This window comes from Roseiarcus fermentans (genome assembly GCF_003315135.1).
GTDB lineage: Bacteria > Pseudomonadota > Alphaproteobacteria > Rhizobiales > Beijerinckiaceae > Roseiarcus > Roseiarcus fermentans.
Genome location: NZ_QNRK01000016.1, coordinates 84,124 through 108,226 on the forward strand (window position 1 = coordinate 84,124; position 24,103 = coordinate 108,226).

Here is a 24,103-nt window from a genome sequence, read left to right on the forward strand (position 1 = left end):
TGCTCGCTCCCGTCAGGCGACGCTTTGGATGGCGGCGATGATGTGCGGATAGGTTCCGCAGCGGCAGAGATTGCCGTCCATGTGCCGCACGATGTCCTGGCGCGAGGGTTTGGGATTGTTCGCCAGCAATTCCGCGGCTTGCATGATCTGACCGGACTGGCAGTAGCCGCACTGCGGAACCTGCATGGCGACCCAGGCCCTTTGCAGCGGGTGATCGGAGTCGGGCGACAGGCCCTCGATCGTGGTGACTCTCTTGCCCGCGGCCTGCGAGATGTCGACCTGGCAGGATCGCGCCGCCTTTCCATCGATATGAACGGTGCAGGCGCCGCAGAGCCCGGCGCCGCAGCCGAACTTGGTTCCGGTGAGCTTGAGATGGTCTCGTATGACCCACAGCAGTCGGGGCTCTCCGGTGACGTCCACGCTCACAGGTTTCCCGTTGACGATGAAGGCCACCTGCGTCATCGACCGAACCTCCCCTGGATTGTCCTTGGCGCAAGGGGCCAGGACGTGTACCGCCTCTTACTGCTGATGCGCGTCCATTCGATCAGTGATCGCCGCTCTATTCTTCCGGGCGGCGTTCGACTTGACAGTGAAGCGGGCGCCTATACGTAAATCGGCAGAAGCGCAGCGACGATAGGCTGGCCGGCGGGCATTGTCGCGAGCCCAAAAAATTCGTATCGATATCATGCCGGTATCGCTCGTCCGGCCAATCACGCAAACCGTTATAAATCCGGAGGAAATCCTTGAAGCTCAGCCATCTGAGGGACGTCCTGGCGGTGGCCGAATTCGGAGGCTTGCGAGCGGCCGGACGCCATCTCAAAATTCCGCAGCCGGTTATCACCCGCAGCATTCGCGAGATCGAGCACGAGCTCGGCGCAACCTTGTTCGAACGCCACGCCCGGGGGACGCGCCTGACGGACATCGGACGGGTCTTTCTGCATCGCGCGACGATTGTCGATTCGGAGCTGCGGCGGGCGCGCGATGAGGTGGATCAGCTCAAGGGCGGCGGAAAAGGGCAAGTCTCCGTGGTGCTCTCGGCCGCTTCGATTATGGCCATCTTCCCGACTGTGTTGTCGAAGTTCCGCGACCGTTATCCCGATGCGCTGCTGAAGGTCGCCGAGGGGCTGTTCCAGGCGGTCGAAAACGAGATCCTCGATGGAAGCGTCGACCTCTACGTCGGCCCGTTCAACCGATCGAATTTCTTCCATCAGCTCGCCGTCGAGCAGATCTTCAATCACCGGCGGGTGGTCGCGGCGCGAAAGGGACATCCGTTGTCGCAGGCGACATCGATCGCGGATCTTGCCCAGGCGCGCTGGATTCGGCCTGCGCTGTCGATCCGGAACAGCGAAGCGGACTTCGAATTCGTCCTTCGCGACATGGGGATCGCGGATCCGAAGATCGTGATGCACACGCGTTCGACGTTGGCGACCTTGGTCGCGATCATGGAATCGGATCTCCTGACCGTTCTCCCGCAGCAATGGCTCGAGTTTGGCGTGACCGCCAATTGCATCACCGCCCTCGGCGCCATCGAACCCATGGCCGCGGCCCCGGTTTGCATCGTCCGCAGAAGGGATCTGCCGTCGACTCCAATGGCCGAATATCTGGCCGACCTCATGCGCAGGGCTGGCGAGCGTTACGGACGCGACGGCATGGCCGCTTCCCGGAGCAAACCCGACACGAAGAGCGAGCCTGAGGTCCATAAGAATAGCCCGGCTGGCCAGACGGGGCGGCGAGGAAAGGGAGCAGACGACCACGCCAAGGCGCAAGGATGACCGAGCGGCGCCTGGACGCTACCGGGTAACGCCGAACCGTCTCGACTGCAGCCGAGAGATCGAAATCGGGGCGGGCGATCCGCGCCTGCCGACATCCGCCTTCGCCTCGGCGGGGCCGAGGCCGCGTCCCGCTCCCGGATGGGAGGAGCGCCGGACCGACGGCGCCAAGGCTCGGCGGCGCGCAGATCGGTCGACCGGACCGCTCGCCTCGCCCCGCCGGGCGAGCGCCGCACGCGCGACTGGTCCGCCGTCGTCAACGCGCCTTGGATTCCCGAAGGCGCGCTGGTCAGGCGCCGCCTCATCGCGAGGCTCCTCGCGATCGTCGCGTCGTCATCCGTATTGGCCGTTCCGGAGCCGAAGCCGGATATGCTTGGACTCCCGAAACGCCATCAGGCCCTCGACGCCGAGTTCGCGTCCCAGCCCGGAAAGCTTCCAGCCTCCGAACGGCGCCTGGAGTTCGCTGGTGTCGTTGACGTTGACGCCGACCGCCCCGCTCTCGACTTTCTCGGCAAAGGCCCAGGCGCGTTCGAGATCGCGCCCATAGACATAGGATGCGAGCCCGTAGGGCAGGGCGTTGGCGAGCGCCAACCCCTCGGCGTCGTCCCGGAATCGGCGCACGCCGACGAGCGGTCCGTAGCTCTCCTCGGTCATGACCAGCGCCGAGTCGTCGGGACCGTCGACAATGGTCGGATTGAAGAAGCAGCCGCGATCGTACTCGGCGCCTTTCGGGGACGACCCGCCGACGATCAGCCTCCCCCCATGCGCGAGCGCGTCCTCGATGTGGCGGCGGGTGCGGGAGCGGACGCCCTCGTTCAGCACGGGTCCATAGAGGACGCCGGGTTCGACGCCATGGCCGAGCTTCATCCGGCCCGTCTCCACCGCCAGCGCTTCAAGGAAAGCGTCGTGGACGCGATCCGCGACCAGAATGCGATTCACGGCGATACAGATCTGGCCCATGTTCGAGAAGGAGCGGCGCGCCGCCGCCGCGGCGGCCTCCGCGACATCCGCGTCCTCGAGCACGACAAACGGGCACTGGCCGCCGAGCTCGAGCGACACGCGCTTGAGCGTCGCGGCGGCGGCGCGCATGATCGACTGGCCCGCGGCGGTCGAAGCGGTCGCCGTCACCAGGCGAACGTCCGGGTGGGACGCCAGCGCTGCGCCCGCCTCGGCGCCCGAGCCGGGCAGATCGTTCAGGACCCCTGCCGGCAGGCCCGCCTCGGCGAGACATTGCACGACAAGCGCGATGGCGAGCGGCGTCTCCGGCGGTGGTTTTACGACCATCGTGCAGCCGGCCGCGAGCGCCGGGCCGATTTTCCAGGCGTAGATGTCGACGGGATAGTTCCAGGGCGTGATCGCGCCGACCACGCCGACGGGCGCGCTGACGACGAGGCTGCGGGCGTCGGAGCGGGCCGACGCCCGGATCGAACCCCCGATGCGCCGCCCCTCTTCCGCATAATAGCGGATGACCTCGACGCCGAAGCGGATCTCTTTCACCGCGTCCGGAATCGGCTTGCCCTGCTCTCGCGTGAGCAGATCGGCCATCGAGTCCAGCCGTTCCACGATGAGATCGGCCGCGCGGCGCAGGATTCGAGCGCGTTCGTCGGGGTGGGTCGCCGCCCAGCCCGGGAGCGCTCGCTTCGCCTCGGCGACCGCGTCGGCGATGTCGTCAGCGTCGGCGATGGCGGTCGATCCGACCGGGTCGCCGGTCGCCGGATCAGAAATCAGCGCGCGACGGCCCTGACGCGCCGGGCGCCACCGCCCGCCGATGAAGAGTTCGCGATCACGCATGATTTATGTCCTCACCGCGCCCGCAGCCGGCGCCACAATTCATCGTAGTTGCGGTCGTTCGCGACATTGGCGGCTTCCTTGCCCGCCGTGTTCGGATTGACCATGACGAACGGCGTCACGCCGCGCTGCACCAGCTTCTCCGCGGTCGCCGACACGATCGCATGGGCGATGGCGATCGTGAGACTGGTGGAATTGGCGCCGACCGGCGCGTCGAGCCCGTCGATGCGGATCGAAGCGTCCGCCAGACTCGCGTGGGTGTCGATCACGACGTCGGCGACCTCGTAGAGCTTCCGCCCGGACGAATGGCGCGAGGGGCTGGCGGAGGAATGCTGCACCGAGGTCACCGCGACGACCTTCATGCCCAGCTCTTTCGCGGTCAGCGCGATATCGAGGATCACCGCGTTCACGCCCGAATGCGAAAACAGGATCATCGTGTCCTCGGGGTCGATCTGATGCGATTTCAGGATCGCCTTGCCGTAGCCCTCGACGGCGTGGATGAACCGGTATTGCCGAGCCCCCATGTCCCCCCAGACGCGGTGAAACGAAATCATCGTGCTTTCGACGATCGGTCGGAAACCGACGATCGTTCCGGTGCGCGGGAACATTTCGAGGGCCGGCAGCGAACCGTGGCCGGTGCCGAAACTGAAGGCGAGCTTGCCGGCGGCGATCGAATCGGCGCAGGCCGAAGCCGCGCGGTCGATCGCCTCGCCCTCGGAGGCGCGCACGGCTTCGAGCCTTTCGATCAGGCCGGTGAAATAGCGGTCGGCGATGGCGGTCATGGGAAGGCAAACTCCGTCAGGAAACGGGGATGGAAACAAGCCGGCCTCAGCCGGCGGCGAGCGCATCGAGCGCGATCTCGAACATGTCGGCCTCGCGAGCGGCGAGCGCGTCCGCGTCGAGCTTGGCCTGGGACAGACCATCGACGGTTCCGAGGCAGAGGCTTGCGACGCGAGCCCCGAGAACGCGCCCGGCCGTCAGCAGCGTCGCCGTCTCCATGTCGGTCGCGATGAGGCCGAGGCGGCGAACCTCCTCGCGCACCTTGTCGATCACGACGGCCTCGCCCGCGCTGAGGGCGAAGGATTCGGTGTAGAATCCATCATAGGTGCCAAACAGGCCCGCCCGCCATGGCAGCGCCCGCTTCACCAGCGCCGCGCGCAGGGCCGCGCCGAGATCGAAATCCGCGACGGCCGGATAGCCGGCGGGGGCATAGGTGCGCGACGTCCCGTCATGCGCGAGCGCGCCGTCGGCCAGCAGCATGTCGCCGAGCCCGGCCGGCGGCATCGCCATCGCCGTTCCGACGCGGATGAAACGGCGGACGCCGAGGTCGAACAACTCATGCAGGACGATCGCCGCGATCGGGCCGCCCATGCCGAAGGCGGTGGCGGTGACCCTCATCCCGCCCCTCAACCCCGTCACGGTGCGCAAGCCGCGGTTCTCGGCGAGGATACGGGGTTCCTTCAGGTGCGCGGCGATCCGATCGATGCGGGCGCGGTCTCCGGTCAGGAGCGCGGACTCGCCGACGTCCTCCTTGGCGCAGCCGATGTACCAGGCGGTTTCCGTCATGGATCAGGTCCCTTGAACTTTCTGAGCGCGGCCCTCGAGCAGCGCCCGGGCGGCGCGCGCCCCGGCCTCGACCGCGCGCTCGACGTCGCCGCCGCTCCAGGCGGCCAGAAATGCGCCGAGAAACGTATCCCCGGCGCCGGTCGTGTCCTCGGCCTCGACAGGCCGGACGGGCACGAGGCGCGCCGCCCCCTCGCGCAGGATCGCGACGCCCTCGCCGCCGCGCGTCTCGATCCGCAAGGGCGCCGAGTCGCGCGCGCCGGCGCGCGCAAACGCCTCGCGCACGAAGTCGGCCTCGCCGCGGCTCGACACCACGATATCCGCGCGCGTCGCGAGCGCGGCGGCGAGGTCCGGCGGAACGGCGCGCGGGTCGGCCTTGACCGCCCAGGTCAGGATCGCATGCGATCCCGTCAGCGCCAGCGCTTCCCGCGTCGCCTGCTCGGGCCCCACCGTGACGCAGACGAAGTCCGCCGCCGCGACCAGCGCGCGCTGAGCCGCATCGAGACCGATCGGCTCGGCGAGGCTTGGATGATAGAGGCAGCAGCAGCCGCCGTCCGGTTGATAGGCGAGGACGCAGACGGGCGTGCGGCCGGACCGGATTCCGACGCCGTCCGTCCGCAGGCCCAGCGCCGCCAGCGCGGCGCGGTAGCTTTCGCCGTCCGCGTCGTCGCCGACCCAGGTGATCGGCGCGGCGCCGCGCGCGCCCGCCGCCGCCATGGCCGCGGCCACGTAAGCGGGCGAGCCGCCGAGACGTGGAAAATCGCCGGCGCGCGACAGGATCGTCGCCGTGCGGTCGGCCTCGGGGGCGCGGTCCAGCCGCAGCGCGTAGTCGAGGCTCGCGTATCCTGTGATCGCGACGTTCACGTCAGCATCTCCAGCGCGCGTTCGATCGGCACGACTCGCCCGATGTAGCGGTCGATGTCCTCGAGCGAGGCTGCGGCGAGATGCGGGCGGTTCGAGTTGGTGGCCTCGCGCGGCACCACCACGTCGAAGCCGTTGGCGAAAGCGTCCTGCGCCGTCGCGCGGATGCAAACGTTTGTTTTCACGCCGGCGACGATCACGCGCTCGATCGCCTGCTCATGCAAGAAAAGCGCGAGATCGGTGGCGAAGAAGGCGCTGAAGCGCCGTTTGCGGCAGATGATCTCTACCTCGCCCCTCGGCTCGAACCCGGCGAAGAAATCCGCGTCCCGGTCGCCGATGACATGGTGCCGGGGCAGCTTCCGCCACTCGTAGTCGTCGAACCCCGGGTAATGCTGCTCGACGGCATGGACGACGATGCGCCCCGCCGCGCGCGCCTTGGCCAGCAGCGCCCGGAGCGGCCCGAGCGTCTCGGCGGCGGCCGGATAGAAATTCGGCATGCCCTCCAGAAAGAAGGAGTTGGTCACGTCGACGAGAACGAGCGCGGTTGCAGGTTCGGACCCGGTCATCCCATCCTTCCCGAGCGTTCGGCGCGGCGGTCGGCGAGGCCGAGACCGGTCAGCACCGCAATGACGATGGCGTAGGGCAGCGCCTGCAGGAGCTCGGCGGGAATCCAATGACCCTGCAGCCGGATCTGGGCCGCGTCGAACCCGCCGAACAGCAGGGCGCCGAGCGCCGTGCGCCAGGGCGAGGATCGCCCGAAATAGAACGCGGCCAGGGCGATGAAGCCCCGCCCGCCGGAAATGCCCTCGTTGAAGAGCCCCACCACGCCGATGGAGAGATGCGCCCCCGCGAGCCCGGCGAGCGCGCCGGCGAAGACCGTGGAGGCGTCGCGAATCGTGAGCGGCGCAAGGCCGACCGCCCGCACCGTCGCTTCCGCCGCGCCGGTCGCCCTCAGGCGCAGGCCCCAGCGGGTGCGCCGGAGCGCGAAGGCCGTCGCGGGGACGAGCGCCCAGGCGAGCCACGTCAGCGCGTCCTGCCCCGAGACGATCGCGCCGAGAACGGGCGCCGCGTGGAGGGCGGGAATGTCGATCGGCGGCAGCATCGCGACGCCGGCCGGATTGTAGGTGCCCGACACGCCGTAAACGCTTTTCAGGAAGAACCGCACCAGGCCCGCCGTCGCCACGCTGAAGCCCAGTCCGACGATGATCTCGTTCGCCGAGAGCCGCGTAATGACGAGCGACATGAGGAGGCCGAGAACGGCGCCGGTCACGAGCGCCGCCAGGATGGCGAGTCCTGCGCTGCCCGTCTGCGCTGAAACCATCACCGCGATCAGCGCGCCGCCGAGCATCATCGACTCGAGGCCGATGTTGACGATCCCGCCGATCCTGTTGACGAGGCCGCCGATCGCGGCGAGCAGGATCGGCGTCGTCATGACGATCGCGGCGTGGAGGAACGCGTCGATCATCCCGCCCTCCGCCACAGCCGTCCGAGCTTGGCGGTCGCGAAGACCATCACGGCGCCTTGCAAAATCTGGACAATTTCGATCGGCACGTTGCTGAACAGCTGGATGCTGGCGCCCGCCGACGAGAGCGCGCCGAACAGGATCGACGCGACGATCACGCCGAGCGCCGAATTGCGCGCCAGAAGCGCGATCGCGATCCCGGTGAACCCGTAGCCCGGCGAGAAGCCGCCGACGAAACGGTGCACGAGGCCGAGCGCATGAATGGCGCCGGCGAGCCCCCCGACCGCGCCCGAGACGACCATCGTCGCGACCAGGACCCGCTCTGGTTCGATCCCCACCGCCCGTGCGAAGCGCGGGTTGGTTCCGACCAGCCGTGACCGGAAGCCGCCGACGGTGAACCGGCCCCATACGCCATAGGCGATCACCAGGGCGAGGCTGATCGCGAATCCGAGATGCAGCGTGGTCGGCGGGAGAAGGCGCGGCAGGGTCGCGTTCAGCGCGATCGCGGGGGTGGCCGAATTGGCGGAGCCGCGCGCCAGCAAGGGTCCATTGACCAGCCAGCTCGTGATCCCGACCGCGATGAAATTGAGCATCAGCGTCGTCACCACCTCGTCCACCCCGAGCCGGGCGCGCAGGAGGCCGGGTCCGAGGAGCCACAGACCGCCGATCAGCGCCGCCGCGCCGAGGCCCGCGCCGAGGACCAGCGCCGAAGGCCAGGACGGCGCCGAAAAGCCGATCACGGCCGCCGTGAGGCCGCCGAGGTAAAAGCATCCCTCCGCCCCGACATTGAAGACGCCGGATCGGAAGGCGATCGCCGCCGCCAGCCCGGTCAGCAACAGGGGCGTGGACGCCGTGAGCGTGGCCGCGATCCGTCGCTCGCCGCCAAATCCTTCCTCGATCATCAGGCGATAGACGCTCAGCGGCTCGAAGCCGGCGGCGAAAAGAACGACGGCGCCGATCGCGAGGGCGAACACGAACGGCGCCGCCGCACCGAGCCCGTCGGCGACGCGGGGACGAAGCGCGCGCATCATGCCGCGGCTCTTCGTCCGAGCATCAGACGCCCGACGGTCTCTACCCCAGCCTCGGAGCGGCTCAATTCGCCCGAGATCCGTCCGTTGAACAGGCACAGGATCCGGTCGGACAGCGCGAGCAGCTCATCGAGCGATTCCGAGACCAGAAGCACGGCGCCGCCGCGGTCGCGGAAATCTGCGATCAGGTTGTGAATGAAGGCCGTCCCGGCGATGTCGACGCCGCGCGTCGGCTGGGAGACGACGAGCAGCCTGGGCGCGCGGGACAGTTCGCGGGCGATCGCCAGCCGCTGCTGGTTGCCCCCCGACAGGCTGCTCGCCGGATCGTCGACCGAGCCGTAGCGCACCGAGAGCCCCGCCAGACCCCGCGCGGCCGCGGCGCGGATGTTGGCGGGGCGAAGAAAACCAAGGCGCGAGAAGGCAGTGTCGCGCTCGCGTCCGGCGATGAAGTTGTCGGCGAGAGACGCCGTGAGGCAGAGGCCCTCGTGCGCGCGGTCGGCGCTGACATAGCCGACGCCGGCGGCGCGGAAGCGGGCTGTCGAAGCCCCCGCGAGGTCCTCGCCGCCGAGGCGGATCGAGCCTGCGGCCGGCGCCAGAATCCCGGCCGCGCAGGCGACGAGCTCGTCCTGCCCGTTGCCGCCGACCGCCGCCACGCCGACGATCTCGCCGGCGCGAATGTCGAGGTCGACCGGCCCGAGGCGCTCGAAGCCCAGTGGGTCTCGCGCCGCCAGGGCGCGCGCGGAAAACAGCGGCGTCCCGCTCGGCCGCTCACGCGATTCGATCAACAGCGCCGGGGCGTGGTCGCCGACCATGGCGCGCGCGAGCGCGTCGACGTTGGTGTCGGAGGCGGTGGTGCGCGCGACGACCCGGCCGGCGCGCATGACGGTGATGGCGTCCGAGCACTTCATCACTTCGTCGAGCTTGTGGCTGATGAACAGAATGGTTCGCCCCTCGTCCCTCAGCTTGCCCATGAGCTTCAGCAGCTCGACGATCTGGGCGGGCGCGAGCACCGCGGTCGGCTCGTCGAGGATCAGCACGTCGGCGCCGCGATAGAGCAGGCGGAGAATCTCGAGGATCTGGCGCACGTGGATCGGGGCGTCCGCCGCCTTCAGGCGCCAATCGATCGCGGCGCCGGCGAGCGCGGCGAGATTGCCCGCCTCCTCTTCCGCCTTTCGCCAGTCGATCAGGCCCGCCGCGCCCACCGGCTCGCGCGCGAGGATCAGGTTTTCGAGCAGGCTCAGAGGCGGCGCCAGCATGAATTCCTGATGGACCATGCCGACGCCCCGCGCGAAGGCGTCGGCCGGGCCGCTGAGGCGCACCGGCTCGTCGTTGAGCACGACCGTCCCCGCGTCGGGAAAATCGACGCCCTGCAGGATGCGCATGAGCGTCGACTTGCCGGCGCCGTTGCCGCCGACGATGGAATGGATCGTGCCGGGCGCGACCGAGAGATCGATCGCGTCGTTGGCGACCAGCGCGCCGTAGCGGCGCGTGAGCGCGCGCGCGCCGATACGAACCGCGACGGCGGGAGCCGGGGTCACGGGAGAACGCGTCCGTCTCGCGTCACTTGAAGAAGGGCGGGTAGCCCTGATCCACGGCGTTCCAGACCTTGATCTCGCCCGACAGGATCTTCGTCTTGAGGTCGTCGACCTTGGCGAGGGTCGCGGCCGGAATCTTGTCCTTGGTATGCGACATCGGGGACAGGCCGACGCCGTTCTGCGCGAGGCCGAGCGTCACCGTCTTGCCGCCGGGGAAGGCGTGGCCGGCGTAGTCCTTCATCACCGTCTCGACCGCGACGTCGGTGCGCTTGATCATGCTCGTGAGCACCGCGCCGGGCGCGACGCCGTCCTGATCGGTATCGACGCCGATGGCGAACTTGCCGGCGTCCTTCGCCGCCTGAATGACGCCGAGGCCCGTGCCGCCCGCGACCTGGTAGACCACGTTGGCGCCGCCGTCGAACATCGCCTTGGCCATCTGCAGGCCCAGGGCCGGATCGCCGAAATTGTTCGAATAGGCGACCTTCACCTCGACATTCGGATCGACGGCGCGCGCCCCCTCGATGTAGCCGACGATGAACTTGTCGATGCCGACGGATTTCGTGCCGCCGATGACGCCGATCACCGGTTTGCCGCTCATGCCCTTGATCGAGGCGTCCTTGGCGACGAGGGTGGCGAGGGCGCCGGCGAGATAGGAGCCCTCCTGTTCCTGGAACAGGATCGAGGCGACGTTCGCGCCCGGCTTCACCTGGTTGAGGATCACGTAATCGGTATCGGGATAATCCTTCGCGACGGCGGCCAGCGGGTCGCCATGCGAATATTCGAGATCGACCACGAGACCGAAGCCGGCGTCGGAAGCGCGCCTCAGGATGTCGGCGGCCTGCGCGACGACATCCTTCGATTCGACGGCCTTGCCCTCGAGCTTGTCCTGGGCGAGCGCCTTCTTGAAACCCGAATAGGCGAGGTCATTGTAGGATTGATCGCCGAGGCCGCCCTGGGCGATGATCAGGGCGACCGGCTTTTCAGCGGCCCCGGCCGGGAGGATTGCGAGGCCCAATGCGAGGGCCGAGAGAGCGCTGATCATTCGAATTCGAAGCATGGCCTGTCTCCTTTGGCTGGGTAAGACGCGCGTCCGCCGCGACGCTGCGCCGGATTTCGGTTTCGTAGGCGTAGCTGCGTGCGTCGTAGACCGTGTCGTCCACGTCGATCAGCGAGCCGTCGGCGGCGTAGGTCTCGCGCCGGACGGTGACGACGACTCGGTCGCGGTCGAGCTCGAGCAGGCGCGCCTCCTTCAACGTGGCGCGACGCGCCTGCATGGTCTCGACCCCGCGATCCATCACGAGCCCCGCCTCGCGGAACAGGCGATAGAGCGAGAAGCGCGGGTCGGCGGCGATCGCCTTCGTCAGGCCGATCCGCTCGACGAGCGAAGCCTCCAGCACCGAATGATGAATCGCCGTCGGCGCTCCGTCGACGAGGCGTAGCCGGTCGAGCCCGATCAGCGCTGCGCCCGGACGGTAGGGGAAGCAGGCATCGGAAGCCTCGAGAGGGCCGAAGCGGAGCAGGCGATGGGAAGCCGAGCGACCCTGCGCCGCTATCGCCTCGGTGAAGCTCGCGAGATAGGTCGGCGCGCGCTTGAGCCGCGGCGGCGCGACGAACGTGCCGAGCCCCTGGCGGCGGGTGAACAGGCCCTCGTCCACCAAGATCTCGATGGCGCGCGTCACCGTGAAGCGGCTCACTCCGAACTGTCGGGCGAGCTGCGGTTCGCTGTCGATCCGCGCGCCCGGCTTCCGCCCCGCCGCGTCCGCCCGCAGCCAGTCGACGAGCTGGAGGTAGAGCGGGCGCCCGGAAGGCGCGGCGGGGTCGATTCTGACGGCGTCCGCCATGTGTGTCCAGTCATGCGGTTGACTGGACAAGTATGGCGCGGGCCCGGCGGCGGCGCAAGTCCGTATGTTGTGCGCGAGGCGCCTGCGACGCGGGCGCCTGTTCAAAAAGACCCGCTGGCGCCCGCCTCGGAATCCCGGGACCTCGGGTCCCGCATTCTTGCAGAGATCATCGCCGCCGGCTCAGCATAGCGGCGCCGCGCCCGGCGCTCAGTCCCGGGTGCTGGAGGCTATTGAAGCCGATTGGAAGACCCGGCCGCGACGGCGTTTTCCCGCCGGTTCGGGCGCGACAACCAAGAGGGCGAGTGACCGCGTAACGGGCCTCGTCGCAAGGGCAAAGACGATCAGCTTGCGGCGTTTGTCAAACGATTCGACATCGTGGTGCGGACGGCGGGGATCGAACCCGCACGGCTTTTGGCCGAGGGATTTTAAGTCCCTTGCGTCTACCGGTTTCGCCACGTCCGCATGCGCAGCGATCCATGTCACAGCCGCCGCCCCGACGCAAAGCCGGGCGGCGGGACGGCGCCTTACGCCCCGTCCTTGGCGATCGGCGGCTGGAAGGCGAGGCCCATGTCCCAAGGGAAATAGATCCAGGTGTCCTGTGACACTTCGGTGATGAAGGTGTCGACCAGCGGTCGCCCGAGCGGCTTGGCGTACACCGTGGCGAAATGCGCCTTCGGCAGCATCTCGCGCACGATTCTGGCGGTCGCGCCGGTGTCGACGAGGTCGTCGACGATCAGGATCCTGGCGCCCGAATCGAGCTTGGCCACCTCGGGCGCGATCGCCTTGAGGATCTTCAGGCCGCCCTGGGTCTTGTAGTCGTGGTAGGAGGCGATGCTGACCGTCTCGATCACCCGCACGTCGAGCTCGCGCGCCACGATCGCCGCCGGCACCAGGCCTCCCCTGGTGATCGCCACCAGCGCGTCGAACGGACCGGACGAGGCCAGCCGCCAGGCGAGCGCGCGCGCGTCGCGGTGGAACTGGTCCCACGAGACCGGAAAAGCCTTGTCGCGGGGGGAGGACATGGGACGCGGCTCCTTGGCTCGAAACGGGGCCCCTCATAGCAAGCGGGCGGCGCCGGCGCGAGACGGGGGCGCGGCCGTCAACAGCTTTCGGCGAAGGTCATCACCACCAAGGACACCAAGAAACACCAAGGCTCTCTTCGTGTTTCTTCGTGTCTTTGTGGTGAAACCCCTCACAGCGGCTTGCCGTCGCCGCGGATCGCCTCGAGCATCGCCTCGACCGCCGCCTTCGCCGCCTTCACCGCCGCCGCGTCCTTGCCGCGCACCACGATCTGGTTCATGAACCGCCCGTCCTTGAACGAGGGATAGGAGCCGATCGACACGGCCGGGTTGGCCTCGGCGATGCGGCCGAGCGCGTCGCCGTAGAGCCCCTCGGGCGCCGCGCCGGCCTCGATCGGCTCGACCTGCATGATCGCGCCGGTGCGCATCTCCCGCGCCGCCCCGTCCAGCATCGCCTGCATCACCGACGGCACGCCGGCGAGCACGAACACGTTGCCGATCCGGAACCCGGGCGCCCGCGAGATCGGGTTGTCGACCAGCGCCGACCCTTCCGGCATCCGCGCCATGCGCCGGCGCGCCGGCGTCAGGTCGGCCTCCGCGTAGCGCTCGAGCATGATGGCGAGGGCGCGCGGGTCCTCGATCACCGGCACGCCGAAGGCGCGGCCGACCGCGTCGGCGGTGATGTCGTCGTGGGTCGGGCCGATGCCGCCGGTGGTGACGACGTAATCGTAGCGGGCGCGCAGCGCGTTCAGCGCGGCCACGATCTCCTCCTCGACGTCGGGCACCACCCGCGCCTCCTTGAGGTCGACGCCGATCTTGCCGAGATATTCGGCAATGTAGCCGATGTTCCTGTCTTTGGTCCGGCCGGACAGGATCTCATCGCCGATCACCAGGACGGCGGCGGTCACGGTCGTGGGTGCGGACATGTCTTTCCTTCTCCTGGGCCCGGCGGCGCCGTCCCGGACTTTCCCGGCGGGAAAGCGCCTCTTCCGACTTGTCTGAAGCGCCCGGGAAAGCATATTTGTAGCGGCGGACGGGACAAGCGGCAAAGGAACTCTGGTGACGACTTCCACGATTTTTGTTCCGGCGGCGGAGAAGCCCGCCCGGCGCAGCGGACAAATCCGCATCCATGGACCCGAGGACTTCGAGGGCATGCGCAAGGCGGGCCGGCTCACCGCCGAGGCGCTCGACCTGATCGGTCCGCTGGTCAAGCCCGGCGTCACCACCAACGCCCTCGACACATTCGTGTTCGAATTCGCCCGCGACCACGGCGCCTATCCGGCCCCGCTCAACTACCGCGGCTACCGCAAGTCGATCTGCACCTCGATCAATCACGTCGTCTGTCACGGCCAGCCCGACGACAAGCCGCTGCGCGACGGCGACATCCTGAACATCGACGTCACCTTCATCGTCGACGGCTGGCACGGCGACGCGAGCCGCATGTTCGCCGCCGGCGAACCGCCGCGGCGGGCGCAGCGCCTGCTGGACGTCACTTACGAGGCGCTGATGCGCGGCGTCGCCGCCGTCAAGCCCGGCGCGACCACCGGCGACATCGGCCACGCCATCCAGGTTTACGCCGAGAGCGAGCGCTGTTCGGTGGTGCGCGACTTCTGCGGCCACGGCCTCGGGCGCCTGTTCCACGACGAGCCGAACATCCTGCACGTCGGCCGCAAGGGGGAAGGCGCGCCGCTGAAGCCCGGCATGTTCTTCACCGTCGAGCCGATGATCAACCTCGGCGGCTACGGGGTGAAGATCCTGTCGGACGGCTGGACGGCGGTGACGCGCGACCGCTCGCTGTCGGCGCAATACGAGCACACCATCGGCGTGACCGAGACCGGCTGCGAGATCTTCACGCTGTCGCCGACCGGCGCCGACCGCGCGCCGCTCGGATGAGCCGCGCCGCCGGCGGCGGACGCGCCGCCGGGCGCGATCCCGGGCGTCGCGGGGGTCGCCGCGGCCAGCTCGCCGAGGGGAGCGGCGCGGCGCCGGCGCTGTCGCCGGACGGCGGGCCCGGTCCGGCGGGGGAGGCCGTCGACGCCGCGAAGCCGCATTTTCACGGGCATCGCGCGCGTCTCAGGTCGCGGCTGCTCGAAGCGGGCGCGGCGGCGCTCGCCGATTACGAGCTCGTCGAACTCATCCTCTTCAACGCCATTCCGCAGAAGGACGTGAAGCCGCTGGCGAAGGCGCTCGTCGACCGGTTCGGCTCGTTCGCCGAGACGATCGCGGCGGCCCCGGAGCGTCTCGCCGAGGTCAGGGCCGAGGATCTCCGCGTCTCCGAACGCGCGGTCGCCGAGTTCAAGATTGTCGAGGCCGCCGCGCAGCGCTTCGCCCGGGGGGTCGCGCGGAAGCGGCTGGCGATGGGCTCCTGGAGCGAGGTGCTCGACTATTGCCGGACGTCGATGGGCTTCGAGACCCGCGAGATCTTTCGCATATTGTTTCTCGACAAGAAGAACGGCCTGATCGCCGACGAGGTCCAGGGTTCGGGCACGGTCGACCACACGCCGGTCTATCCGCGCGAGGTGATCCGTCGCGCCCTCGAACTGTCGGCGACCGCGATCGTGCTCGTCCACAATCATCCGTCCGGCGACCCGACGCCCTCGTCGCAGGACGTGAAGATGACGCTCGACATCATGGCGATCGCAAAGCCCCTCGGCCTCACCGTGCACGACCACATCATCGTCGGCCGCGACGGCCATGCCTCGCTCAAGGGCCTGCGACTGATCTAGGCGGATGTCGCCGAAAGCGGCAGGGGCGGCGTCTCGCCGCCCGCGGCGCGTGGCCAGCGGCCGCGTCGACAGCGACGCCGCGACAGCCGCCCGCCCCGGCAGCCCGATCGGGATCGGCGGCGCTAACCGGCCGCGAACGCCCGCAGCGCGAAGGCGCTCGCCATCATGCCGAGCACGTACAGCGGCACGCCGAACCCGCTGTACCAGAGCGCCCGCTCGACCGGCGCGCGCAGGAACCGGCGCATCATGGCGAGCTGCGCGATCAACAGGAGCGCGACGACCCCGGCGCCGACGAAGCGCCCCCAGCCGAGGAGCAACGCGATCACGACGATCTGCGGCGCCGCCATGAAGGCGGAGGCGACCCACGCCGCGCGATCCGCGCCGAGCTGCACCGGCAGCGACAAAATCCCCATTTCCCGGTCGCCCCGGATGGCCTTGAAGTCGTTCAGGGTCATGATGCCGTGCGCGCCGGCGCCGTAGAGGATGGCGATCGCCAGAACCGGCAGCGGCGGCAGGGCGCCGCCCAGCATCGCCGCTGCGCCGGTGATCCAGGCCAGGCTCTCGTAGGAAAAACCGCAAGCCGCATTGCCCCACCAGCCGTTCTGCTTCAGCCGCAGCGGCGGGGCGCTGTAGATCCACGCCAGCAGGAGGCCGAGGACGGCGGCGATCAGCACCCAGGTCCCCAGCGTCGCGGCGACCAGCGTGGACAGGACCGTCCAGACGCAGGCGATGTAGAAGCCCCACCGGCCCGGGATGCGTCCCGAGGGGATCGGCCGCTGCGGCTCGTTGATCGCATCGACGTCGCGGTCGTACCAGTCGTTGATCGCCTGGCTGGTGGCGACCACCAGCGGCCCGGCCAGAACGACGCCGACGATCGCGGTGTAGGCGTTGGGGAGCACCGGGACGCCCGACGAAACCACCCCGCAGGCGAACGCCCACATCGGCGGAAACCATGTCACCGGCTTCAGGAGCTCGAGCACGGCCGACGGGGCCGGATAGGCCGCGTGAGGCGCGAGGGGGGTGTTCGACCGTGTGCTCAAGCCACCATCCCCGGCGCCGCGGCGCCGTCAAGGTCCATCGCGCCGACTTTCAGCGCTTGCGAGCGGCTATGTCAATGACGCTTGACACCGGCCATGCCGCCGGGACCGCGACTCGCTGACGCGGCTCTGGTCGGGACGCCGGCGCCCGACTCTGGCCCTCGCGCGAAAAGGCGGCCGCCTCGATCGTCGGCGGTCCGAGGGCGAGTCCAGCCTGGAATGCCCGGCCCCCGGTCCGCAAGCGAATGAAGCAGATGTTTTCTCCTTGCGTCTTTGTGTCAGACGGTGAAGGAATGGCGGCGCGCGCCGATGCGGGCAAGGCAGGGCCATGAGCGATTTCGACAGGAAGGGCAGCGAAACCGCCCGCGCGGCCTGGCTCTACTATCAGGAAGACCGGACGCAGGGCGAGATCGCGCAGGAACTGCGGGTGAGCCGCAGCACGGTGACGCGCCTCCTCCAGCGCGCCAAGGCCGAGGGGCTCGTCCGGATCTCGCTGAACGTGACCGCGGGAACCTTCGAGGCGGAGCGGGCGCTCGAGCGCGCCTGGGGGCTCGAGCGGGCGCGCATCGTTCCCGACGCCGCCGACGAGGCGACGCAACAGCGCTGGCTCGGCCACGCCGCGGCGGAGTTGCTGGTCCAGATGGTCGGCGACGACGCGATCGTCGCGGTCGCGGGCGGGGCGACGCTGCTCGCCATGGCCGATGCTCTGGTCGGCCAGCATCCGCTCGCTGGCGCGCAGGTCGTGGCCATGACCGGCGGCCTGTACAACGCCACGCCGGGCGCGGACGCCAACGACGTGACGAGACGGCTCGGCCAATGCTTCGCCGCCCCCGCGCGGCCGCTGCTCGCGCCCGTGTCCGTGCGGGACGAGGCGACGGCGCTCGGCCTCGCCAACGATCCGGGCGTCCGCTCCGCCCTCGACCTGGCGCGGAAAGCCTCGCTCGCCGTCTACGGCTTCGGCGCCGCGCCCGGCGACAGCACGCTGTTCAGGCTCGGCCACATCACGCCCGACCAGCAGGCCTTCTTGCGCGCGCGCGGCGCGGTCGGCGACATCGCCTGCCGCTGGATCGACCGCGACGGCCAGCCGGTCGCGCCGCCGCCCTCGATCCACCCGATCGGCCTGTCGCTCGACGAGCTCAAGGGGATTCCGCAGCGCCTCGCGGTGGGGGGAGGCGCCCTCGAGCAGGAGGTCATCCACGCCGGCGTCCGCGGCGGCTTCGTCACCACGCTGGTCACCGACGAGCGCAACGCCGGCGCTCTGCTCGCGAAACGGTGACGGCGGCCGGCCGCGAGCCTCCTCAGAGGTCCCGCCCGCCGCGCAGGCCGAGGACCTTGACGGCGTGCATGCCCGCTTCGCTCTGGAGCCAGGCGCTGGCGTCGCCCTGATTGGCGAAAGAGCGCTGGGCGATGCGCGGCGAGAGCTTTCCGCGAACGGGAACGACGACGCGCCAGTCTCCTCGATGAAGTTCGGCAACGTAGGCCGAGGGGCGCAGGTCCGTCTGGTTGGTGGCAAAGTTGCTCAAGGCGCGCTCCCGGGGAGGGGTTTGCTGCGGATGACGTTGCGTCAACTGAAAAGGATCGAAGGCAAACGTGTAGAAAGCGTTGACGCATCGGAAGCGACCGGGGCGGATCTCCGGGCGCCGGCGCTTTTTTTTCCGCGCTCGGCGAGCGCGGCGCGGGACCGGCGGTCGCGTCTGCAAAGACGCCCAACCATCCGCCCCGGTTCCATCGCAAGCCGCGCAATCCTCGGCGCCCGCGGTCGTCCGATTCTGATGGCCCGATGCGCCGCCCGCGTGTTGACCGCGCGGGCGGTTTGGCTAGCATCGCGCGCCTGGAGCGGGGCGCGGGCCTTCGCGTCTTGTCCGGCGGGGACGATGGCGTCTGTTGGCGCGTTGCGCAGGCTGAGGAAATGGCGCTCCTACGTCCTGGTGGTCGTCGGCGCCTATGCGTTCACGCTGCTCATCGGCGCGCTGGCCGCGCCGTTGCGCGGCAGCCTCGAGAACATCGTGTTCGACCAGTACCAGCGCTGGAAGCCGAGGCCGTCCGATCTCGACGAGCCTGTCCGCATCGTCGACATCGACGACGAGTCGATCCACCTGATCGGCCGCTGGCCCTGGTCGAGGCGCAAGATGGCGGACCTGGTCGAGGCGCTCGTCAAGGCCAATGTCGCCGGGATCGGGTTCGACTTCGTGTTTTCCGAGCCGGACGAGACCGGCGGCGACGCCGCGGCCTGCGCGGCCGGCGGCCGCGGCCCCGACCAGGCGTCGCGTTGCGCCGAGGGCGTGAGCGGCGACACGGCGCTCGCTCACGCGGTCCAGGGCCGTCCGGTGGCGCTCGGCGTCTATCTGACGGCGACGCACGACGGCGCGCAGGCGAGCCTCACGAGCAAGGCCGGGTTCTCCTACGTCGGCGACCCGCCGGCCGATTTCGTCTACACTTTCAAAGGCGTGCTGCCGCCGATCGGCGCCCTGCGCGACGCCGCCGCCGGCCTCGGCTTCCTCAACTGGCTTCCCGACAACGACCGCGTGGTGCGGCGCGTGCCGCTTCTGCTCAACGTCAACGGCCAGCTTCAGCCGAGCCTCGCGCTGGAGACGCTGCGGGTCGCCCAGGGGGCGTCCGGCTACGTGGTCAAGTCGACCACCGCCGCCGGAAGCACGGCGGGAAAAAGCGAAGTCATCGATTCGATCAAGGACGGCGACGTCGTCGTGCCCGTGCAGGCGGACGGCCTGTTGCGCGTGTGGTTCGCGAAGTCCGACCCGCGGCGCGTCGTCCCCGCGTGGAAGGCGCTGCAGCCCGACGCCGATCTCTCCGACCTCTCCGGCAAGCTCGTGCTGATCGGCGCGAGCGCCTCGCTCCTGTCCGACATCGTCGCCACGCCGCTCGATCCGTCGACGCCGGGCGTCGAGGCCCACGCCAATCTGATCGGGCAGATGCTCGCCGGCGCGACGCTCGAGCGGCCCGACTGGGCCCCGGGCGCGGAGATCTGGGCGGGCGCGGCGCTGTCGCTGCTGCTCGCCGTCCTTCTGCCGTTGTTCCCGATCTACGCCACCGCCGTCATGCTCGTCGTCGCGGCCGGTGGCTTCGCCGTCCTCAGCTGGACCGCCTTCGCCCACCAAGGCGTGCTGATCGATCCGGTGACGCCGGGCGTCACCGCGGGCTTCGTGTTCCTGGCCGGCGTCGGCCAGCTCTACGGGCAGAAGCGCCAGCAGGTGAGCGAGATCCGTTCAGCGTTCGGCCGCTACGTGTCGCCCGCGGTGGTGGCGCGGCTCGCAGAACACCCGGAGCAGCTCAAGCTCGGCGGCGAGAAGCGCGACCTGACCGTGATGTTCTGCGACATCCGCTCGTTCACCACGCTGTCGGAAGGGTTCACGGCGGTCGAGCTGTCGACGTTCCTCAACGAATATCTGTCGCCGATGACCGACATCATCCTCGGCGAGGAAGGCACGGTCGACAAATACATGGGCGACGCGATCATGGCGTTCTGGAACGCGCCGCTCGACGACGCCGCGCACGGGATTCACGGCGTCCGCGCGGCGCTGAGGATGCGCGAGACGCTGGCGGAGCTCAATCGCGACTGGCGGGAGAGCGCGGCCAAGGCCGATCGCCCGTTCAAGCCGGTGAAGTTTGGCATCGGCCTCAACACCGGCGAATGCAGCGTCGGCAACATGGGCTCGCTGCAACGCTTCGACTATTCCGCGCTCGGCGACGAAGTGAACATCGCCTCCCGGCTCGAGGGCTCGTCCAAGCAGTTCGGCGTCGACATCGTCGCGAGCGCCGCCACGCGCGACGAGGCGGCGGAGTTCGCCTGGCTCGAGATCGATCGGGTCAAGCTCAAGAACAAGACCCGCGCGGTGGCGCTGTTCGCGCTGGCCGGCGGCCCGGCCTATGCCGAGAGCGACGACTTCCGCCGCCTCGCGGCGTTGCACGAGGACATGCTGGCGGCCTACCGGGCGCGGAAATTCGCTGCTGCGCAGACGCTCGCGCAGGAGGCCGCGCCGCTCGCGCCGGCGGAGGTCGCCGGACTGTACGGATATTGCCTCCGGCGATTCGCGGCGCTCGACGCGCAGGCGCTTCCGGAAAGCTGGGCGCCGATGATCGCGCTGGACGAGAAATAGCCGGTCTGCAGGCGCGGCCGCTGGCCGGACGCCGCGCTCGAACTCAGAAAAGGCGGCGCAGGCCGACGCCGCCGTGCGCCGTCGTCCCGATCCGGCCGCCGACCGTGGCGATCGTGAAGGCGTCGACCGCCATGCGCGCCGAACCGGCGGCCGGCGCGGGCGCGTCCCCTGCGAGCGGTCGACGGCTTGCTCGCGGACCCGACGAAACCGTTCGCTCCGCAACCGGGTGACGGCCTTGCGGCAATGTCAATCCCGTCAATCCCGCGCGCGCGAGGCGGCGAGATCCTCCGGCGTATCGACGTCGAAGGCGGCGTCGGCGCCGACGGTCTCGATCTCCGTCACGCGGCCGGGAGCAAGACCCGCGAGCAGGCGGCGCGCGCCTTCGTCGCCCTCGAGCCGCATCGCTTGGGCGAACAGCGTCCGGGCGAGCAGAACCGGATTGCCGCGCCGGCCCGCGACCACGGGCGCGACCGCCGCCGCGCCGGCCGCGGCGTTGAACGCTCCGATCAGCCGGTCGAGCAACGCCGCCCCGACATTCGGCATGTCGCCGAGGAGGACGAGCGCGCCGTCGGCGTCGGGCGGCAGCGCGCGCAGGCCCGCGCCCAGCGAGGAGGCGACGCCGGCGGCGAAGTCCGGATTGAAGGCGACGGCGACGGGCAGCCCCAGGAGCGCCGCCTCGACCGCTTCGCGCGCATGGCCGACGACCACGACCACCGGCCGGGCGCGCGAGGCAAGCGCCGCCTCGACCACGCGCCGCACGATCGCCCTGCCGCCGAGCTCGGCCACGAGCTTGGTCGCCTCGGCGCCGCCCGCGGCGCGGTAGCGCGAGGAACGGCCCGCGGCCAGGACGACGGCCCCGACGTTACTCATGAGGCTCGCGCGGCTGCGGCCGCGAGGCGATCTCCATCAGGAGGCCGCCGACCCCCATGGCGCGGATGTCGGCGTCGGCCACCGGCACCCCGGCGAGGATCCGTTGCAGCACCCAGTCGAAGCCGTTCTCCTTGGGCGAGCGCGCGCAGCCGGGCGCGCCAATGATCGGCTTGCCGCCGCGCGCGGCGAGCAGGAGCAGGTTGCCCGGGTCGACCGGCATCCCGAACCGCTCGATCCGCCCGCCGAACGCCTCGATCGCCGCCGGGATCACGTCGCGCCGGTCGGTGATGGCGGAGGCGCCGAACACGACGAGCGCGTCCGCCTGCGGCTCGACGCGGCCAAGCGCCTCGAGCAGGGCGGCGGCGTCGTGCCGGCAGGCGACGTGGTCGGTCACGCGCGCGCCGGTCGGCGCGAGACGCGCCTTCAGCGCTCGCAGCGTCTTGTCGACGACGCTGTCCTTGAGGCCGGGCAGCAGGGTCGAGACGACCGCGACCCGCAACGGCCGGAACGGCGCGACGGAAACCGCCGGCGCCGGCCCGAGCGCGTCGAGCGCGCGTTCGAGCATCGCCGCGGGCGCCGAGAACGGGATGATCTTGACGGTCGCGACCATGTCGCCGTCTTCGACCGGACGGTGCGCCGGCAGGGTGGCGACGGTGATCGCCTCGTCGATCGCGTTGACCCGGTCGATCGCGGCGCGGTCGAACAGCGCGAGGCCGGCGGCCTCGGCGAACAGATTGACCCGGCCGGTGAACGGCGCCGCCGAGCGCGTGTGGGCCCCCGCGAGGCGGCTCGCGAGCCGCGCCGCGGCGTCGTTCTCGCCAACGTCGCCGTCCTCAAGGCGGGCCGCCATCACGCTCGCGACGCCGGCCTCGGCGAGCCGCCGGCGGCGATCGGGCGTGACGACGTCGCCCTTCTTCAGCGTCAGGCCGTCGATCCGGACCGAATGCGCCAGAATTGCGCCGTCTGCCTCGTGAATGGGCACGGAGCCGAATTTCACGGCGCCCGTCCCTCCGTGCGCAGCGGCTTCCGGCGCAGCGAGGCGACCACCTCGCCGATGATCGACACCGCGATCTCGGCCGGGCTCACGGCGCCGATGTCGAGGCCGATCGGCGCGTGGATGCGCGCCAGCGCCTCATCGTCGAAGCCCAGCGCCCGCATGCGCTCGATCCGCTTGGCGTGCGTCTTCTTCGATCCGAGCGCGCCGATGTAGAAGCAGTCGGCCCGAAGCGCGAGGACGAGCGCGGGATCGTCGATCTTGGGATCGTGGGTGAGCAGACAGATGGCGGTGTAGCGATCGGGCGGCGCGGTCGCCAGCGCCTCGTCCGGCCATTCCGCGACCACGGGCGTGTCGGGAAAGCGCTCGGGCGTGGCGAAGGCGGTGCGCGGATCGATGACGGTCGGGTCGAGACCGGCGATGCGGGCCATCGGCGCGAGCGCCTGGGAGATATGGACCGCGCCGATCAGCACGAGCCGCGGCGGCGGCGCCTGGACGGTGAGAAAATATTCGACGCCGTCGAGGGCGAGCGCGCCGCTCTTGCCCATGCGCAACGCCTGGTCGAGGCGCTCGCCGAGCGGGTCGGCGGCGAAGCCGGACGCCTCGACGAACCGCTGACTGCCGTCGTCGAAGCGCGTCACCATCACGCCCGCCCGGCGCTCGCGCCGCGCCGCGTTCATCGCCTTCAGGACATCGAGCCGCATCAGTCGAGCCTCTCGACGTAAACCCGGATGCGGCCGCCGCACGACAGGCCGACGCGCCAGGCGGTCTCGTCAGCGACGCCGAACTCCAGCATGCGCGGCGCGCCGGTGGCGATCACCTCGCCCGCCTCCTCGACCACCGCGCCCTCGACGCAGCCGCCGCTGACCGAGCCGAGGAAATCGCCGTCGGCGTCGATGACGAGATGCGACCCGACCGGCCGCGGCGCCGAGCCCCAGGTCTCCACCACCGTCGCCACCGCCACCCCCCGTCCCGCCTCGCGCCAGGCTTCCGCCGCCGCCAGTACGTCGTCCTCGCGTGAGATCATGCCGTGCGTTCCTCCCCGTCGTTGGGTCGGCAGGATGGCCCCGGTGCGGCCGGCCTGCAAGCCCACGTTCTCAGGCGAAGCGGTCGCCCGGCCCGGGAGGGGACGCGGATCCCGTTCCGACGTCCGTTCTGGCGGACACGCCTGCCGTCCGCAACCCGGTCCGGAACGCGCACACTCCGCCCAATGCGGGTATTCCGACCTGGGAACTCCGACGGCCGGTCTCGACGTAGAGTTTCCCTTGCAGAAAGCGACTGCGAACGGCGCGAGCGGTAGGCTATCCGGACGTTCCCAGATCGCATGCAACGTTTTCGCCAGGAATTAACAATATCCGCGGCTCGGTCACGCTGCGCGAACCGCCGCAATCCGAAGTTTCGGCGTCATTCATTCGTAAGGTGACCCGAGCGGCGCAAGCCCGACTTTTCGCCACTCTGGGCCGAACGCATCGCCGACATCGGACTACGAGAGCAA

Annotated in this window: 24 protein-coding genes and 1 tRNA gene; 5 read left to right on the forward strand and 20 right to left on the reverse strand. The window is 69.9% G+C overall.

All coding sequences use genetic code 11. The annotated features are described in order from the left end of the window. Positions 1–12 precede the first annotated feature (12 nt). Complete coding sequence (locus DFR50_RS15380; RefSeq protein WP_113890165.1) at positions 13–462, reverse strand: (2Fe-2S)-binding protein; 450 nt, start codon at positions 460–462, stop codon at positions 13–15. Positions 463–743: 281 nt separating this feature from the next. On the opposite strand from DFR50_RS15380, the gene DFR50_RS15385 reads away from it, so the two are divergent. Next, a complete protein-coding gene (locus DFR50_RS15385) occupies positions 744–1,772 on the forward strand; it encodes a LysR substrate-binding domain-containing protein (RefSeq protein ID WP_113890166.1) in 1,029 nt (342 codons plus the stop codon). A gap of 330 nt (positions 1,773–2,102) precedes the next feature. Here DFR50_RS15385 and DFR50_RS15390 read toward each other — a convergent pair whose 3' ends face one another. The 13 genes from DFR50_RS15390 to DFR50_RS15450 all read right to left on the reverse strand — a co-directional run bounded on the left by DFR50_RS15390 (position 2,103) and on the right by DFR50_RS15450 (position 13,792). After that, positions 2,103–3,560 (reverse strand): aldehyde dehydrogenase family protein, encoded by a 1,458-nt coding sequence (locus tag DFR50_RS15390; RefSeq protein WP_113890167.1) that lies wholly within the window; start codon positions 3,558–3,560, stop codon positions 2,103–2,105. An 11-nt stretch (positions 3,561–3,571) separates the two neighbouring features. Continuing rightward, complete coding sequence (locus tag DFR50_RS15395) at positions 3,572–4,339, reverse strand: sugar isomerase domain-containing protein (protein WP_113890168.1); 768 nt, start codon at positions 4,337–4,339, stop codon at positions 3,572–3,574. Positions 4,340–4,385: 46 nt separating this feature from the next. Next, positions 4,386–5,123, reverse strand: a complete 738-nt coding sequence (locus tag DFR50_RS15400; protein ID WP_113890169.1) for a nucleoside phosphorylase — start codon at positions 5,121–5,123, stop codon at positions 4,386–4,388. Between the two features lie 3 nt (positions 5,124–5,126). After that, positions 5,127–5,984: a carbohydrate kinase family protein gene (locus tag DFR50_RS15405; RefSeq protein WP_113890170.1), complete on the reverse strand. Its 858-nt coding sequence runs from the start codon at positions 5,982–5,984 to the stop codon at positions 5,127–5,129. Further along, positions 5,981–6,547, reverse strand: coding sequence for a cysteine hydrolase family protein (locus tag DFR50_RS15410; protein ID WP_113890171.1), 567 nt, complete (start codon positions 6,545–6,547; stop codon positions 5,981–5,983). The genes DFR50_RS15405 and DFR50_RS15410 overlap by 4 nt, the downstream gene beginning before the upstream one ends. Further along, positions 6,544–7,446, reverse strand: coding sequence for an ABC transporter permease (locus tag DFR50_RS15415; protein WP_113890172.1), 903 nt, complete (start codon positions 7,444–7,446; stop codon positions 6,544–6,546). The genes DFR50_RS15410 and DFR50_RS15415 overlap by 4 nt, the downstream gene beginning before the upstream one ends. Continuing rightward, positions 7,443–8,474, reverse strand: coding sequence for an ABC transporter permease (locus DFR50_RS15420; RefSeq protein WP_113890173.1), 1,032 nt, complete (start codon positions 8,472–8,474; stop codon positions 7,443–7,445). Before DFR50_RS15420 ends, DFR50_RS15415 begins: the two co-directional genes overlap by 4 nt. Beyond that, the gene (locus tag DFR50_RS15425; RefSeq protein WP_210208914.1) at positions 8,471–10,009 is read right to left on the reverse strand and encodes an ABC transporter ATP-binding protein; all 1,539 of its coding nucleotides are present in this window, start codon (positions 10,007–10,009) and stop codon (positions 8,471–8,473) included. Before DFR50_RS15425 ends, DFR50_RS15420 begins: the two co-directional genes overlap by 4 nt. 22 nt (positions 10,010–10,031) lie before the next feature. Continuing rightward, positions 10,032–11,063 (reverse strand): BMP family lipoprotein, encoded by a 1,032-nt coding sequence (locus tag DFR50_RS15430; protein ID WP_113890175.1) that lies wholly within the window; start codon positions 11,061–11,063, stop codon positions 10,032–10,034. Beyond that, entirely contained in the window at positions 10,987–11,847 is an 861-nt protein-coding gene (locus tag DFR50_RS15435) for a GntR family transcriptional regulator (protein WP_113890176.1), read from the reverse strand. The genes DFR50_RS15430 and DFR50_RS15435 overlap by 77 nt, the downstream gene beginning before the upstream one ends. Before the next feature lie 376 nt (positions 11,848–12,223). Then, positions 12,224–12,309, reverse strand: a tRNA-Leu gene (locus tag DFR50_RS15440). Positions 12,310–12,371: 62 nt separating this feature from the next. After that, complete coding sequence (gene gpt, locus DFR50_RS15445) at positions 12,372–12,869, reverse strand: xanthine phosphoribosyltransferase (RefSeq protein WP_113890177.1); 498 nt, start codon at positions 12,867–12,869, stop codon at positions 12,372–12,374. 170 nt (positions 12,870–13,039) lie between these two features. Continuing rightward, positions 13,040–13,792 (reverse strand): competence/damage-inducible protein A, encoded by a 753-nt coding sequence (locus DFR50_RS15450; protein ID WP_113890178.1) that lies wholly within the window; start codon positions 13,790–13,792, stop codon positions 13,040–13,042. A 133-nt stretch (positions 13,793–13,925) separates the two neighbouring features. On the opposite strand from DFR50_RS15450, the gene map reads away from it, so the two are divergent. Both map and radC read left to right on the forward strand, forming a co-directional pair. Continuing rightward, on the forward strand, positions 13,926–14,759 hold the full coding sequence (map, locus tag DFR50_RS15455; protein WP_245427817.1) for a type I methionyl aminopeptidase: 834 nt from the start codon (positions 13,926–13,928) through the stop codon (positions 14,757–14,759). Further along, entirely contained in the window at positions 14,756–15,592 is an 837-nt protein-coding gene (gene radC, locus DFR50_RS15460; protein WP_113890180.1) for a RadC family protein, read from the forward strand. Before map ends, radC begins: the two co-directional genes overlap by 4 nt. 122 nt (positions 15,593–15,714) lie before the next feature. Here the strand turns inward: radC and chlG are convergent, their stop codons facing one another. Next, positions 15,715–16,632 carry a chlorophyll synthase ChlG gene (gene chlG / locus DFR50_RS15465; protein ID WP_113890181.1) on the reverse strand — a complete coding sequence of 306 codons (918 nt, stop codon included), beginning with the start codon at positions 16,630–16,632 and terminating at the stop codon, positions 15,715–15,717. Positions 16,633–16,957: 325 nt separating this feature from the next. Here chlG and DFR50_RS15470 point away from each other — a divergent pair, with 325 nt between their 5' ends. Beyond that, positions 16,958–17,905 (forward strand): sugar-binding transcriptional regulator, encoded by a 948-nt coding sequence (locus DFR50_RS15470; protein ID WP_113890182.1) that lies wholly within the window; start codon positions 16,958–16,960, stop codon positions 17,903–17,905. 22 nt (positions 17,906–17,927) lie between these two features. Here DFR50_RS15470 and DFR50_RS32120 read toward each other — a convergent pair whose 3' ends face one another. Beyond that, on the reverse strand, positions 17,928–18,152 hold the full coding sequence (locus tag DFR50_RS32120) for a hypothetical protein (RefSeq protein WP_170153232.1): 225 nt from the start codon (positions 18,150–18,152) through the stop codon (positions 17,928–17,930). A gap of 351 nt (positions 18,153–18,503) precedes the next feature. Between DFR50_RS32120 and DFR50_RS15475 the strand changes: the two genes are divergently transcribed. Continuing rightward, a complete protein-coding gene (locus DFR50_RS15475) occupies positions 18,504–20,744 on the forward strand; it encodes a CHASE2 domain-containing protein (RefSeq protein WP_170153233.1) in 2,241 nt (746 codons plus the stop codon). Positions 20,745–20,999: 255 nt separating this feature from the next. On the opposite strand, the gene DFR50_RS15480 is transcribed toward DFR50_RS15475, so the two are convergent. Genes DFR50_RS15480 through DFR50_RS15495 form a run of 4 tightly spaced genes read right to left on the reverse strand, consistent with a single transcriptional unit; the run spans position 21,000 to position 23,635 of the window. Continuing rightward, positions 21,000–21,614 carry a nucleotidyltransferase family protein gene (locus tag DFR50_RS15480; RefSeq protein WP_113890184.1) on the reverse strand — a complete coding sequence of 205 codons (615 nt, stop codon included), beginning with the start codon at positions 21,612–21,614 and terminating at the stop codon, positions 21,000–21,002. Next, positions 21,607–22,611: a molybdopterin-binding protein gene (locus DFR50_RS15485; RefSeq protein ID WP_113890185.1), complete on the reverse strand. Its 1,005-nt coding sequence runs from the start codon at positions 22,609–22,611 to the stop codon at positions 21,607–21,609. Before DFR50_RS15485 ends, DFR50_RS15480 begins: the two co-directional genes overlap by 8 nt. Further along, entirely contained in the window at positions 22,608–23,312 is a 705-nt protein-coding gene (locus DFR50_RS15490; protein ID WP_113890186.1) for an XdhC family protein, read from the reverse strand. Before DFR50_RS15490 ends, DFR50_RS15485 begins: the two co-directional genes overlap by 4 nt. After that, positions 23,312–23,635: an XdhC family protein gene (locus DFR50_RS15495; RefSeq protein WP_113890187.1), complete on the reverse strand. Its 324-nt coding sequence runs from the start codon at positions 23,633–23,635 to the stop codon at positions 23,312–23,314. The genes DFR50_RS15490 and DFR50_RS15495 overlap by 1 nt, the downstream gene beginning before the upstream one ends. Positions 23,636–24,103: the final 468 nt, after the last annotated feature.